The organism is Pectobacterium sp. A5351 (assembly GCF_028335745.1).
Classification (GTDB): domain Bacteria; phylum Pseudomonadota; class Gammaproteobacteria; order Enterobacterales; family Enterobacteriaceae; genus Pectobacterium.
Map to the genome: position 1 here is coordinate 3,649,746 of NZ_CP116477.1, position 14,563 is coordinate 3,664,308.

The 14,563-nt window shown below is 52.0% G+C and carries 12 protein-coding genes and 1 pseudogene; 6 read left to right on the top strand and 7 right to left on the bottom strand.

Annotated elements, in window-relative coordinates; all coding sequences use genetic code 11:
* Positions 1 to 22 precede the first annotated feature (22 nt).
* Genes ftsL through mraZ form a run of 3 tightly spaced genes read right to left on the bottom strand, consistent with a single transcriptional unit; the run spans position 23 to position 1,745 of the window.
* A complete protein-coding gene (ftsL, locus tag O1Q74_RS16790; protein ID WP_271874731.1) occupies positions 23 to 343 on the bottom strand; it encodes a cell division protein FtsL in 321 nt (106 codons plus the stop codon).
* Positions 340 to 1,284 (bottom strand): 16S rRNA (cytosine(1402)-N(4))-methyltransferase RsmH, encoded by a 945-nt coding sequence (gene rsmH / locus O1Q74_RS16795; protein WP_271874732.1) that lies wholly within the window; start codon positions 1,282 to 1,284, stop codon positions 340 to 342. The genes ftsL and rsmH overlap by 4 nt, the downstream gene beginning before the upstream one ends.
* Positions 1,285 to 1,286: 2 nt before the next feature.
* On the bottom strand, positions 1,287 to 1,745 hold the full coding sequence (gene mraZ / locus O1Q74_RS16800) for a division/cell wall cluster transcriptional repressor MraZ (protein WP_015841733.1): 459 nt from the start codon (positions 1,743 to 1,745) through the stop codon (positions 1,287 to 1,289).
* An 870-nt stretch (positions 1,746 to 2,615) separates the two neighbouring features.
* On the opposite strand from mraZ, the gene O1Q74_RS16805 reads away from it, so the two are divergent.
* On the top strand, positions 2,616 to 3,053 hold the full coding sequence (locus O1Q74_RS16805; RefSeq protein ID WP_271874733.1) for an L-alanine exporter AlaE: 438 nt from the start codon (positions 2,616 to 2,618) through the stop codon (positions 3,051 to 3,053).
* Between the two features lie 96 nt (positions 3,054 to 3,149).
* On the opposite strand, the gene cra is transcribed toward O1Q74_RS16805, so the two are convergent.
* The 4 genes from cra to O1Q74_RS16825 form a co-directional block, all read right to left on the bottom strand.
* Positions 3,150 to 4,154, bottom strand: a complete 1,005-nt coding sequence (gene cra / locus O1Q74_RS16810; RefSeq protein WP_180778507.1) for a catabolite repressor/activator — start codon at positions 4,152 to 4,154, stop codon at positions 3,150 to 3,152.
* Positions 4,155 to 4,550: 396 nt separating this feature from the next.
* Positions 4,551 to 5,042, bottom strand: a complete 492-nt coding sequence (ilvN, locus tag O1Q74_RS16815; protein ID WP_271874734.1) for an acetolactate synthase small subunit — start codon at positions 5,040 to 5,042, stop codon at positions 4,551 to 4,553.
* A gap of 2 nt (positions 5,043 to 5,044) precedes the next feature.
* Positions 5,045 to 6,763, bottom strand: a complete 1,719-nt coding sequence (gene ilvI, locus O1Q74_RS16820; RefSeq protein ID WP_271874735.1) for an acetolactate synthase 3 large subunit — start codon at positions 6,761 to 6,763, stop codon at positions 5,045 to 5,047.
* 487 nt (positions 6,764 to 7,250) lie between these two features.
* Positions 7,251 to 9,056: an AMP-dependent synthetase/ligase gene (locus O1Q74_RS16825; protein WP_271874736.1), complete on the bottom strand. Its 1,806-nt coding sequence runs from the start codon at positions 9,054 to 9,056 to the stop codon at positions 7,251 to 7,253.
* Positions 9,057 to 9,467: 411 nt separating this feature from the next.
* On the opposite strand from O1Q74_RS16825, the gene leuA reads away from it, so the two are divergent.
* From leuA to O1Q74_RS20400, 5 genes and pseudogenes are all read left to right on the top strand, one after another.
* Positions 9,468 to 11,066 (top strand): 2-isopropylmalate synthase, encoded by a 1,599-nt coding sequence (leuA, locus tag O1Q74_RS16830; protein WP_271874737.1) that lies wholly within the window; start codon positions 9,468 to 9,470, stop codon positions 11,064 to 11,066.
* Positions 11,066 to 12,157 (top strand): 3-isopropylmalate dehydrogenase, encoded by a 1,092-nt coding sequence (gene leuB, locus O1Q74_RS16835; protein WP_039278282.1) that lies wholly within the window; start codon positions 11,066 to 11,068, stop codon positions 12,155 to 12,157. The genes leuA and leuB overlap by 1 nt, the downstream gene beginning before the upstream one ends.
* Before the next feature lie 2 nt (positions 12,158 to 12,159).
* Entirely contained in the window at positions 12,160 to 13,560 is a 1,401-nt protein-coding gene (leuC, locus tag O1Q74_RS16840; RefSeq protein ID WP_271874738.1) for a 3-isopropylmalate dehydratase large subunit, read from the top strand.
* Positions 13,561 to 13,573: 13 nt separating this feature from the next.
* Entirely contained in the window at positions 13,574 to 14,176 is a 603-nt protein-coding gene (gene leuD / locus O1Q74_RS16845) for a 3-isopropylmalate dehydratase small subunit (RefSeq protein ID WP_271874739.1), read from the top strand.
* 310 nt (positions 14,177 to 14,486) lie between these two features.
* A pseudogene (locus O1Q74_RS20400) lies at positions 14,487 to 14,543 on the top strand (hypothetical protein); the annotation flags it as partial.
* Positions 14,544 to 14,563 lie beyond the last annotated feature (20 nt).

Genomic DNA, 14,563 nt, shown 5'->3' on the forward strand with positions numbered 1-14,563 from the left:
CGTAACTGGTTGCCTATTTAGTTCATTGCTTAACCACAATATTTTCCTGTGACGGATCGACATGCCCCATTTGCAGCTTTTCCGTCGCGATCCGCTCAACGCGGCTATGATCCCCGAGAGAGTTCTCCTCCAGGATCAGATTTCGCCATTCGATATCCAACGCATCACGCTCCAGCAGAAGCTGCTCACGTTCCGCTGTCAGCAAGCGCGTCTTGTGCGCCGTTGTCACCACAAAAACGGCAGAAACCAGTGCAGCAATCATCAGCAGCATGGGGAGCTTTGCATTACGCAGCAGATCCTCACCGATGACGCCAACCAGAGTGTGCCGTTCGTTACCGATCATGCCGGCAGTCTCTCAGCGAACCGCAGCACGGAGCTACGCGCGCGCGGGTTTTCTGCAATTTCGGCTTCCGAAGGCATCAGTTTCTTTCCAACGGCTTTTAACGTCTGGCCGCCCTGACTGCGCAACTGCTCTTCCGTTAACGGCAGGCCAGCAGGCACTTGTGGCCCACGGCTCTGATGGCGAATAAACCGTTTCACGATTCGATCTTCTAACGAGTGGAAACTGATAACCGACAAACGGCCCTGCGGAGCCAGCACGCTTAACGCGCCTTCTAACGCACGCTCGATCTCTTCCAACTCACTGTTGATGTAAATGCGGATCGCCTGAAAACTGCGCGTCGCCGGGTGCTTATGTTTTTCTCTCACCGGACTGGCAGCCGCGATCAATTCGGCTAGCTCTTTTGTCCGAGTCATCGGCTCAGTGCGGTTACGCTCTGCAATCGCGCGGGCAATGCGCTTGGCAAAACGCTCTTCGCCGAACGTTTTCAAGACCCAGACAATATCGTCCGCTTCCGCTTTCATCAGCCATTCGGCGGCAGACAAGCCGCGCGTCGGATCCATACGCATATCCAGCGGGCCATCGCGCATGAATGAGAAGCCACGCTCAGGGTCATCAAGCTGTGGGGAGGAAACGCCAAGATCGAGCAGAACACCGTCGATCTGCCCGGTCAGCCCGAGCTCCGCAACATACTCTGCCATGGCGGAGAACGGCCCATGAATGATAGAGAAACGAGGATCGTCAATCGCCTTGGCGGCTTCAATTGCCTGAGGATCGCGATCGATAGCTAACAGACGTCCTTCCGGCCCCAGTTGGGAAAGAATCAGACGAGAGTGACCACCACGGCCAAATGTGCCGTCGATGTATATGCCGCCGCTGCGAATGTTCAGGCCATTTACGGCCTCATCCAACAGGACGGTGGTATGTTTATAATTTTCCAGCATGACTATAGCGATAGATCCTGCAACCGATCAGATAAGGGTTCCTGAGTCGATTGTTCAGCGTCAATATCATCCCTGACCTGTTGATACCAAGTCTGTTCATCCCACAGCTCAAACTTGTTGAACTGCCCGACTAGCATCACTTCTTTTTTAAGGTCCGCATGCTGCCTTAACGTATTCGCAATCAACAAACGCCCTGCACTATCCATTTGGCACTCACTGGCATGCCCTAATAACAAGCGCTGAACGCGACGTTCAGCGGGGTTCATGCTCGATAAGCGAGACAGCTTTTGTTCAATGATTTCCCATTCAGGTAAGGGATAAAGCAGCAGGCATGGCTGATGCAGATCAATGGTGCAAACCATTTGACCTTGCGATTCCCCGTTCAGCATTTCCCGGTATCGGGTAGGCACAGCAAGGCGCCCTTTACTGTCGAGGTTAACCAGCGTAGCCCCACGAAACATACCTGAGTTACCCCTTCATCACCTTTTCCACCACTTTACCCCACAAATTCCCACCTTTAAGAGTGTACGGAGGGTATGAAAACCTTGTCAAGCCAGAGCTGGCGCACGTTGGGATTATTCCTGAATGAATTGGGGCTGGCATAGAGGTAAAAGGAATAAGGAGTCACAATTAACGAAGATTAAGGTCATGATAATTTGAGAAAAATTCATAACAGAATGGGAACATGACAAACATGTCGCTATTCACTACGGCATCTCGATTATTTTTACTGTCACACGCTGATACCAAAGACAACCGTTTTCAGAATTGTCTTACCAGCCCCGAATACCTTGAATACCAAGGCCTGCGTGAGCCCGCAGAATCATACCGCGCAACTGACAGTTGCTCAATGTCACATTTTTAACATCAGCCTCATCGATTATTGATGAATCAGCCGCTTTACCTGACTTAATGCTCCGCCAAACCAGCAACTAACGGTTCCCTGAACAGCCATGCAGGCTCAGAAAGTGGGGTTTCACTTATCCTCCCAAGAGAAGCATGAGGGGCGTCACAAGCAGCCCTTTTTTATCGGTCATTTACTCACTTCCTTTAATGCCATTACCTCCTCGCGGAAATATCTTGCCCTAAAAAACCATAACACATTGTTTTTAAGAAATTTTAAATCTCTTATCGCGATAAAAAAACGGGAAATTTATCGGATAGATATAAAGTAGCGGGAAAGTATAAAAAACGCGCATAAATAAATATTTTCACCTAGTACAAAGCCAATCATTCAGTGATGTAAACTAAACAAACAAAATAAGGCATGACAAAAAACCACACAAAACCATTAAACCAGTTTATCCGCCCTAAGAATGGAGCAACCCGGTATGTTTTCCCCGACGTCACGATTGCGAAGTGTCACCGCAGATACCTTTGCGCTCGTTGTCTATTGTTTCATCACTGGCATGGCGATAGAAATCATGCTTTCCGGTATGAGCTTCGAGCAATCGCTGTCTTCGCGTTTACTGTCTATCCCCGTTAATATTGCCATTGCCTGGCCGTATGGGCTGTATCGCGATCGTGTGTTGAATATAGCCAGACGTCACGGTGGTGAGCATTTTCTGGTGCGCAGCCTTGGCGATCTGTTTGCCTATGTCAGTTTCCAATCCCCGGTTTACGCCATTATTCTCTGGTCTATCGGGGCGAATCCCGCGCAAATCCTGACGGCCGTGACCAGTAATCTGGTGATATCGATGGTGACAGGCGTGATATACGGTTATTTCCTGGAATACTGCCGTCGGCTATTCCGCGTGGCGTTGCCATAAAAGCGAAGTAAGAGTGGGTTGTGAATTGAGATTGAGAAGTACTGAATAGTCAAGAAGAAGCGCCATAGTCATCTATGGCGCAGAAAGGCAGAGAGATTACACGCGACTCAGTGAGCCACGACGGTACAGGTTACGCCGGATGCGATTCAAACCGGGCTTCGGCCTTTTCGGTTCATCCAGACTGGCCAACACCAGCTCCAGTACGCGTTCCGCGACTTCACGATGGCGCTGAGCGACAGACAATACCGGGCATTCCAGATAATCCAACAGTTCATTATCCCCAAAGGTCGCGATAGCCAGATTATTCGGTAAACGCCCGTTAATCTTCAGGTTAACGTCCATCACTCCCTGCAATAGCGGAAATGACGTCGTGAACAGCGCTTCAGGCATCGGGTTATTTTTCAGATAATCCATAAACGCGGCAGCGGCGGCTACGCGCTCATAACTATTGGAGTAAAGATAATTCACTTCACGCGGATCGCCCGCCCAGGCCTGGCGGAACCCTTGCTCACGCAGAAAGCTAACAGAAAGCTCAGGCAAAGCGCCAAGATACAGTACCGATTTCGCAGGCACTTTGCGTAATTCCTGCGCCAGCATTTCGGCATCTTCAAGATCGGCCCCGACCACGCTGGTAAAGTGCTCACGATCTAACGCCCTGTCCAACGCAATAATCGGCAGGTTGCCGTTTATCCAGCGCTGATAAAACGGGTGCTCGGGGGGTAATGCGGTAGAAACGATAATAGCGTCAACCTGACGCTGTAACAGATGCTCAATACAGCGCATCTCGTTGTCCGGCTGATCTTCTGAACACGCAATTAATAACTGGTATCCGCGCTGTCTGGCCTGACGCTCCAGATAATTGGCGATGCGTGTATAGCTGGTATTTTCCAGATCGGGAATAACCAAACCAATTGAACGTGTGCGTCCGGCACGTAATCCAGCCGCGACGGCGTTGGGATGATAATTGTGCTCCCTGACGACAGCCATGACTTTCTCAACGGTCTTATCGCTCACGCGATATTGCTTTGCTTTCCCGTTAATAACATAGCTGGCTGTCGTGCGTGAAACACCCGCAAGACGCGCGATTTCATCCAGTTTCACGGTAACCCCTTAGTAGGCCGGAAAATAAATAGGCCGGATAAATAATAAATAGTGTGATGACCATAAAATCATCATGGATATGGCGTAGATCTAACAGCAGAAGCTTTTGTACGGCAACTGCTTTTATCACGTTACCCGCATATTTCAAGCTGTCATATCAATAATGGACGTCTTTTAACCTGAAATATATTGCGCCTATACCCTAAATAATTCGAGTTTCAGGAAGGCGGCAAGAGAAGGAATCCCGATGAGCTTACTCAGGTAAGTGATTCGGGTGAGTGAACGCAGCCAACGCACATGCAACTTGAAGTATGACGGGTATATATAAGATAAGGGAAATAAAGAGGCCCGATACTATTATCGGGCCTCAGAAAGGAAAAAGCAGCGAAAAGTCGATTAACGCATGATTTTATCGCCGCGTGATACGCCGACGATCCCAGAGCGTGCTACTTCAACAATTTCGGCCACTTCACGCACGGCGCTGAGGAAGGCGTCCAGTTTATCGCTGGTGCCAGCAAGCTGTACGGTATAAAGCGAGGCAGTAACATCCACAATCTGCCCGCGGAAAATATCGGCGCAGCGCTTCACTTCTTCGCGCCCATATCCTGTGGTTTGCAGCTTCACCAGCATGATTTCACGCTCAACGTGCGCACCCTGTCCCAGTTCACTGACGCGCAGAACATCCACCAGCTTGTGCAACTGCTTTTCAATCTGCTCCAGCACTTTCTCATCGCCCACCGTCTGAATCGTCATACGGGATAGCGTAGGATCTTCGGTTGGGGCTACCGTCAGGCTTTCGATGTTGTAGCCGCGCTGTGAAAACAGGCCGACGACACGTGACAAGGCGCCCGATTCATTCTCAAGTAATACTGATAAAATCCGCCGCATGATCAGGTCCTCTCCGTTTTGCTCAGCCACATTTCATCCATCGCCCCGCCACGAATCTGCATGGGGTAAACATGCTCGCTGCTGTCGATGTTGATATCAACAAACACCAGACGATCTTTCTGCGCCAGCGCTTGTGACAGCTTACTTTCCAGTTCGTCCGGCGTATCGATAGAAATCCCGACGTGACCGTACGCTTCAGCCAGCTTGACGAAATCCGGTAACGATTCCATGTAAGAACTGGAATGGCGGCCAGAGTAAATCATGTCCTGCCACTGCTTCACCATACCGAGGAAGCGGTTGTTCAGGTTGATGACCACAACGGGCAAATCATATTGCAGCGCCGTAGAAAGCTCCTGAATATTCATCTGAATACTGCCGTCGCCCGTTACACAAATCACGGTCTCTTCCGGTAGCGCGAGCTTAATACCCAGTGCCGCAGGCAGGCCAAACCCCATCGTGCCCAACCCACCGGAGTTCACCCAGCGGCGCGGTAAATCGAACGGATAATACAGCGCGGCGAACATTTGGTGCTGACCAACGTCTGAGGCCACATAGGCTTTGCCTTCAGTCAGACGATGCAGCGTTTCAATCACCGCCTGCGGTTTGATTTTCTCGCCTTCGGTGCTGTATTTCAGGCAGTGACGGGCACGCCACTGCTCAATGCTCTGCCACCAGTCGCGTAGCGCATCGAACTGCTGCGGCGCGCCATCCTGTTCCAGCAGCTCCAGCATCAGGGTTAACACCTGTTTAGCGTCGCCAACGATAGGGATATCGGCGTTGACCGTTTTGGAAATCGACGCGGGATCGATATCAATGTGCAGTACGGTCGCATTCGGGCAATACTTCGCCAGATTGTTCGTCGTACGGTCGTCGAAACGCACCCCTACGGCGAAAATCACATCGGCGTTATGCATCGCCGTATTGGCTTCATACGTCCCGTGCATCCCCAGCATACCGAGGCACTGACGGTGCGTACCGGGAAAACCACCGAGTCCCATCAGAGAAGTGGTCACTGGCAGGTTAAGTTTTTCCGCCAGCGTCAGCAGCTCTTCGTGACACTCCGCGTTAATCACGCCACCGCCGCTGTAGATAATCGGTTTTTTTGCCGCTAGCAGCGTTTGCAGCGCACGACGAATCTGGCCTTTGTGCCCCTGAACCGTCGGATTATAGGAACGCATGCTGACGCTTTCAGGATAAACGTACGGCAGCTTATTTGCCGGATTCATGATGTCTTTCGGCAGATCGACGACGACCGGGCCCGGACGCCCGCTGGACGCCAGATAAAACGCTTTTTTCAGGATCGTGGGGACATCTTCGGTCTTTTTGACCAAAAAGCTGTGTTTCACGATAGGGCGGGAAATCCCCACCGTGTCGCATTCCTGAAAGGAATCATAACCAATCAGCGAAGTCGCAACCTGACCGGACAACACCACCATAGGAATGGAGTCCATATACGCCGTGGCGATACCGGTAATAGCGTTGGTCGCACCCGGGCCGGAAGTGACCAGCACAACGCCGACCTCGCCCGTCGCTCGTGCATAGCCATCGGCCATATGTACCGCACCTTGCTCATGCCGCACCAAAATATGCTCGATACCGCCAACCGTATGCAGGGCATCATAAATATCCAGCACCGCACCGCCCGGATAACCGAACACATGTTTTACGCCCTGATCGATCAACGATCGGACCACCATTTCGGCACCTGACAACATCTCCATGGGTTTGCCTCTTTTGTTCAGAAAGCGGAATCCGCTTCTGTATTGACCGGGGGAAATCCCCGCGCTCACGTTGTGTTAATACTGTTAAATTTTAGTATATCCTAAATAATTCGAGTTTCAGGCAGGCGGCAAGGGAAGGAACCCCGATGAGCTTACTCAAGTAAGTGATTCGGGTGACTAAGCGCAGCCAACGTACATGCAACTTGAAGTATGACGGATAGACAAGAATACGAAATATTATAGGGATGACTAATAACCCATTAACATAACGCCAGATTATGACGCAGACAAACGACAAAAAACCACCGCCCTTAATCAGGAACAGGGGGAATCGAACGTGAGGGAAAAAAGAACTGAAATAAAATACTAACAGGAAACCGTCAGACCTGAGAGATCGTCCATGGAGAACATGAATTACAGAGCGAAATCTTGAGGCCAGAAAATCCCTTTTCTTTTCATGAAACGGGTTATCCGGCCTCCAACATCATCAGGATTCCGCGTACATCGCATCAATTTCCAACTGGTAACGCTGGTTGATAATCTTCCTGCGTAGCTTGAGTGTTGGCGTCAGTTCCCCTTCCTCCATCGAAAACGGTATAGGCAACAGCGTGAATTTCTTCACCTGCTCAACGCGGGAAAGTTCCTTCTGCATCTCCCACAGGCGCTGCTCGAACAGCTCAATAATATGGCTGTGACGCAGCAATTCCAGCCGATCGTGATACTTCAGATTGATGGAGTGAGCGTATTCTTCCAGCGCCTCGAAACAGGGAACAATCAGCGCAGACACGTACTTACGTGTGTCCGCGATAATCGCCACCTGCTCGATAAAGCGATCCTGCCCCAGCGTCCCTTCCAGATGCTGCGGAGCAATATATTTACCGCCCGACGTTTTCATCAGATCCTTCAAGCGCTCGGTAATAAACAGGTTACCGTTGGCATCCAGCTCTCCCGCATCGCCGGTTCTCAACCAGCCGTCTTCGGTAAAGGTTTCTGCGGTTTCCTGCGGGCGATGGAAATAACCCCGCATGATGGTCGCGCCGCGCACCTGAATCTCTTTTTCCTCACCAATGCGGACTTCAATGCCCGGCAGCGGCGTACCAATAGAACCTAAGCGGAAACGATTTTCTTCCCAGCAGGAAACCGTCGCACAGGTTTCGGTCATACCGTAACCATAGATGATGCGAATCCCTATCGAGCTGAAAAACAGAATGATATTGTCATCCAGTCGCGCGCCTGCGGCTGGCATAAAACGAATCTCACCTCCCAGAAGCTGGCGCAGTTTCCCTAGCACCAGACGGTCAGCATAGCGATGCATCACGCGGCGGAAGAGTCCCGCTTTTTTCGCCGTCTGGCTAGCCAGAAAAACGTATTGCCCCTGCGTAACAGCCCAGTTGAAGAGCCGCTGGCGATACCACGGCGCCTGCGCCACTTTTTCATGGATTGCGCTATACACTTTCTCATAAAAACGCGGTACCGCGCACATCACCGTAGGCTTCACCGCCTGCATCGCGGCACGTACCAGATTCGTATCACGGAGGTACACGTTCTGTGCGCCGCGATGCATAATGACAAAGCTCCATGCGCGCTCAAATACGTGTGAAAGCGGTAAGAAACAGAGCGATACGTCATTTTCCGACATATCCAGACGATCGTCATGCAGCTTAAGCTGCATCGCCATGTTGGTGTAATCCAGCATGACGCCTTTCGGTTCGCCGGTGGTGCCAGAGGTATAAATCAGCGTAAACAGATCGTTGAGATCGCGGCTATCGATGCGCGTTTGCCATTCTTCACGCCAGAAATCGTCTACCGCCTGCGCTTCAAATTCCTGTAGAGATTGCGCAATATCGCTACCGCGCAGATTAATGCCTTCATCCATCACGATAATATTTCGCAGTTGCGGACAGGTATCACGCAGCGCCAGCAAGGCATCCAACTGCGCCTGCCCCCCAACGAATATCGTACGAATATCGGCATCATTGATGATAAACGCCGCCTGTGCCGCCGTATTCGTGGCATAGATTGGCACACTGATCGCCCGCAGGTGCAGCAGCGCCAAATCGGCCAGCGACCAGTTCATCGAGTTATAAGAAAAAATAGCCACCCGCTCCTGAACATCTACGCCCAGCGCTAAAAGCGCGCTGGCAATGCGCTGAATGCGCTGTCCGGCCTGTGTCCAGGTGAGCTGTTTTTCGCCCGCAGGCGTCCACTCGCGCAACGCAATACGACCCGCGCAGTGATTGATCCGATCTTGAACCCGGTGCACCACATGATATGGCTGTAAATGATTAGTCATCTGTAAAAGAATTTATAAGGGAAATGAATTCGACAGCGTTTCAGCGTACAACTGTACATTATTTGGCGTGCAGTCTACCGTCATTGTTCAAAACCGCAACGTTCTTTCGTGCATTCGCCGCTGGCTATAGCTGGTTTACTTGACGCACATCACACCAATCAAAAGTTGACATATCCCTGATAATCGCGTACCAATAAAGCAACACCGAATTTTAGATGACGAGACACCATGTTCAACTTTACTGTCCTACTAAGCCTACTACTAAACGCATCCTTCTTGCGCGGTAGGTTTGTGGGCAGAGTTCAGAACTAAGTTTCTCGCCACACGATACAAAAAACCCGCGCTGATGCGCGGGTTTTTTTTTACTCGCCGAGCGCCAAGTACAAGTAGACACGACAAGGAACTAAACCGATGAGCGAGCAAGTCATTATTTTTGATACCACATTACGCGATGGTGAGCAGGCTTTACAGGCGAGTCTGAGTGTAAAAGAAAAGCTGCAAATTGCTTTCGCCCTGGAACGTATGGGCGTTGATGTCATGGAAGTGGGCTTTCCGGTTTCCTCTCCCGGCGACTTTGAATCCGTTCAGACCATCGCCCGCAACATCAAAAACAGTCGTGTGTGCGGCCTGACCCGCTGCGTTGAAAAGGACATCGATGTCGCCGCAGAAGCGCTGCGTGTCGCAGACGCCTTCCGTATTCATACGTTTATCGCAACCTCACCGATGCACATCGCGACCAAGCTGCGCAGCACGCTGGACGAGGTGATCGAACGCGCCATCTACATGATCAAACGCGCGCGTAACTATACAGACGATGTCGAATTCTCATGCGAAGATGCAGGCCGTACACCAATCCCGGACCTGTGTCGTGTAGTTGAGGCCGCCATCAACGCCGGCGCCCGCACCATCAATATCCCGGATACTGTCGGCTACACCATGCCGCATGAGTTCGGCAATATCATCTCCTCTTTGTACCAACGCGTTCCTAATATCGATAAAGCCATTATTTCTGTTCACACCCATGACGATCTGGGTTTGGCGGTCGGCAACGCCATGGCAGCGGTACACGCCGGGGCTCGTCAGGTAGAAGGCACATTGAACGGTATCGGCGAACGTGCGGGTAACTGTTCACTGGAAGAGGTCATCATGGCGATCAAAACCCGCCATAACATCCTGAATGTCCACACCAATATCAATCATCAGGAAATCTACCGCACCAGCCAGTTAGTCAGCCAGATTTGTAATATGCCTATCCCTGCTAACAAAGCGGTGGTCGGTGCCAACGCCTTCGCTCACTCTTCTGGTATTCACCAGGATGGCGTACTGAAGAACCGTGAAAACTACGAAATCATGACGCCGGAATCCATCGGCCTGAAAGAAGTGCAGTTGAACCTGACTTCCCGTTCCGGTCGCGCCGCCGTGAAACACCGCATGGAAGAGATGGGTTATCAGGACAGCGATTATAATCTGGACGACCTGTACTCCGCCTTCCTGAAACTGGCAGATAAGAAAGGTCAGGTCTTTGATTACGATCTGGAAGCGCTGGCCTTTATCAACCGTCAGCAGGAAGAGCCTGAGTTCTACCATCTGGATTATTTCAGCGTTCAGTCCGGTTCCAGCGTGATGGCAACCGCTTCTGTCAAACTGATCTGCGGCGAAGAAACCCAGTCAGAAGCCGCCACGGGGAATGGCCCCGTCGATGCCGTGTATCAGGCAATCAACCGCATTACCGGTTATCAGGTTTCGCTGGTTAAATACCAACTGACCGCCAAAGGTCAGGGGCGTGATGCGCTGGGTCAGGTTGATATCGTTGCAGATTATCAAGGCCGCCGTTTCCACGGCGTCGGTCTGGCAACAGATATCGTTGAATCTTCCGCACAGGCAATGGTAAATGTATTAAACAACATCAAACGTGCTCAGCAGGTAGAAAAAGAAATTCAACGTCTGCAACAGCACAATAGCCAACAACAAAACGATAGCAAACAACAAAACAGTCAGGAAACAGTGTGATGACAAAGAGCTACCATATCGCCGTTTTACCCGGAGACGGCATTGGCCCGGAAGTAATGGCGCAGGCCCATAAAGTACTGGATGCGGTACGTCAGCGTTTTGGCATCCGCATTACCACCAGCGAATATGACGTTGGCGGTATCGCTATTGACCGCCAAGGTACGCCGCTGCCGCAGGCAACCGTCGCGGGTTGTGAGCAGGCCGATGCGATTCTGTTCGGTTCCGTGGGCGGCCCAAAATGGGAACACCTGCCACCGGCAGAGCAGCCGGAGCGCGGTGCGTTATTGCCTCTGCGTAAACACTTCAAACTGTTCAGCAACCTGCGTCCTGCGCGTCTGTATCAGGGGCTGGAAGCGTTTTGCCCGCTGCGTAGCGACATCGCCGCGAAGGGCTTTGATATTCTGTGCGTCCGTGAACTGACGGGTGGGATCTACTTCGGCCAGCCAAAAGGGCGTGAAGGTAGCGGTCAGTATGAGCGCGCTTTCGATACCGAGGTGTATCACCGTTTCGAGATTGAGCGTATCGCGCACATCGCGTTTGAATCCGCTCGCAAACGTCGCAGCATCGTGACGTCTATCGATAAAGCCAACGTGCTGCAAAGCTCGATTCTGTGGCGCGAGATCGTTAATGAAGTCGCCAAAGCCTATCCCGATGTGAAGCTGTCTCACCTGTATATCGATAACGCGACGATGCAGTTAATTAAGGATCCGTCTCAGTTTGACGTGATGCTGTGTTCTAACCTGTTCGGTGACATTCTGTCAGACGAGTGCGCCATGATTACCGGCTCAATGGGCATGCTGCCTTCTGCCAGCCTGAACGAGCAAGGCTTTGGCCTGTACGAACCTGCTGGCGGTTCCGCACCAGATATCGCTGGTAAAGATATTGCCAACCCGATCGCGCAGATTCTGTCGCTGGCACTGCTGCTGCGCTACAGCCTGGGTGCAGACGATGCCGCAGAGGCGATCGAAAAAGCGGTCAATACCGCACTGGCTGAAGGTTACCGCACCGCCGACCTGGCAAGTACCAGCAACGCGATTGGTACCAATGAAATGGGCGACGTGATTGCGCGTTTTGTCGCGCAAGGGGCATAACCATGGGTAAGACGTTATATCAAAAATTGTTCGACGCGCATGTGGTTCATGAAGCGCCGAACGAAACGCCGCTGCTGTATATCGACAGACATCTGGTACATGAAGTGACTTCCCCACAGGCCTTCGACGGCCTGCGCGCGATGGGCCGTAAGGTTCGTCAACCGGGGAAAACCTTCGCGACCATGGACCACAACGTGTCCACGCAGACCAAAGACATCAACGCCAGTGGCGAGATGGCCCGTATTCAGATGCAGGAGTTAATCAAGAACTGTGCAGAATTCGGCGTTCAACTGTATGACCTGAACCACCCCTATCAGGGCATCGTTCACGTTATCGGCCCTGAACAAGGGATGACGCTGCCGGGTATGACCATCGTCTGCGGTGACTCACACACGGCAACGCACGGCGCGTTTGGCTCACTGGCCTTCGGTATCGGTACGTCGGAAGTGGAACATGTGCTGGCAACGCAAACCCTGAAACAGGGTCGCGCCAAAACCATGAAGATTGAAGTTACCGGTGATGCCCCACACGGCATCACCGCGAAAGACATCGTGCTGGCGATCATCGGTAAAACCGGTAGCGCAGGCGGTACTGGTCACGTCGTTGAATTCTGTGGTAAAGCCATTCGTGCGCTGAGCATGGAAGGTCGTATGACGCTGTGCAACATGGCGATTGAAATGGGGGCGAAAGCCGGGCTGGTTGCGCCGGACGAAACCACCTTCAACTACCTGAAAGGCCGTCAATTTGCGCCGAAAGACGCCAATTGGGACGCCGCCGTCACCTACTGGAGCACGTTGAAATCGGATGATGATGCGCAGTTTGATACGGTTGTCACGCTGGACGCTGCTCAGATCGCACCGCAGGTCACCTGGGGCACCAACCCCGGCCAGGTTATCGCCGTCAATCAGGAAATCCCTAACCCAGATTCCTTCAGCGATCCGGTAGAGCGCGCCTCTGCCGCCAAAGCGCTGGCTTATATGGATCTGCAACCCGGCATTAAACTGACCGACGTGAAGATCGATAAGGTTTTCATTGGCTCCTGTACCAACTCGCGCATTGAAGATTTGCGCGCGGCGGCAGAAATCGCCAAAGGGCGCAAAGTCGCCGCTGGCGTACAGGCTATCGTTGTACCCGGCTCCGGCCCGGTAAAAACCATGGCGGAGCTGGAAGGGCTGGATAAAGTGTTCATCGAGGCGGGCTTTGAGTGGCGCTTACCGGGCTGCTCCATGTGTCTGGCGATGAACAATGACCGCCTGAACCCCGGCGAGCGTTGCGCCTCAACCAGTAACCGTAATTTTGAAGGTCGTCAGGGGCGCGCAGGCCGCACCCACCTGGTCAGCCCGGCAATGGCTGCGGCTGCCGCAGTGACGGGTCGCTTTGCCGACGTCCGAGAGTTGAATTAAGAGAGAAACCAACATGGCTAAATTTACTCAACACACGGGTCTGGTGGTTCCTCTGGATGCCGCTAACGTCGATACCGACGCCATCATTCCCAAGCAGTTTCTGCAAAAGGTGACGCGTACCGGTTTCGGCCAACATCTGTTTCACGACTGGCGCTTTCTGGACGATGCGGGGCAACAGCCCAATCCTGAGTTTGTGCTGAACCAGGCGCATTACAAAGGGGCAAGCATCCTGCTGGCGCGGGAAAACTTCGGCTGTGGCTCTTCCCGTGAGCACGCACCGTGGGCACTGACCGATTACGGCTTCAAAGTCGTTATCGCCCCAAGCTTCGCCGATATTTTCTACGGCAACTCGTTTAACAACCAGCTGCTGCCGGTAAAACTGAGCGACGAGGAAGTGGACGAGCTGTTCAAGCTGGTTGATGGTCAGGAAGGGATTACCTTCACGGTCGATCTGGAAAATCAGGTCGTTCAGGCAGGCAGCAAACGCTATCCGTTCGAAATCGACAGCTTCCGCCGTCACTGCATGATCAACGGGTTAGACAGCATCGGCCTGACGTTGCAACACGAAGCGTCTATCACCGAGTATGAAAAGAATCAGCCTGCTTTTCTGAACTGATTTGAGATAACAGATAACGATTTGTACTGCACCCCAAAAGTTGGATACCCAACGGAGTAAGGTGCAGTTTTTTATGGCAAAATCAAAATATCCCCTCGAAACCAGACAGGCAGTGATCAGACACTACCTCTCCGGTAATAACGGTACACAACGGATCGCAGAACATTTTGGTGTTGAAAGAACATCGGTTCGTCGTTAGGTCAGAACCTGGCAATTACACGGTATTGATGGCATCACCTGGAAAAATGACCGCCATTCTCCGGCGTTCCGGATTGCTGTTGTCCAGACGGCTCTCGGTGAAAAACTTTCGATGCGTGAAGCCTCCGCACGGTTTAATATCTCAAATGAAACTGTTGTCCGGCACTGGGTTAATGTCTACAAAATCTC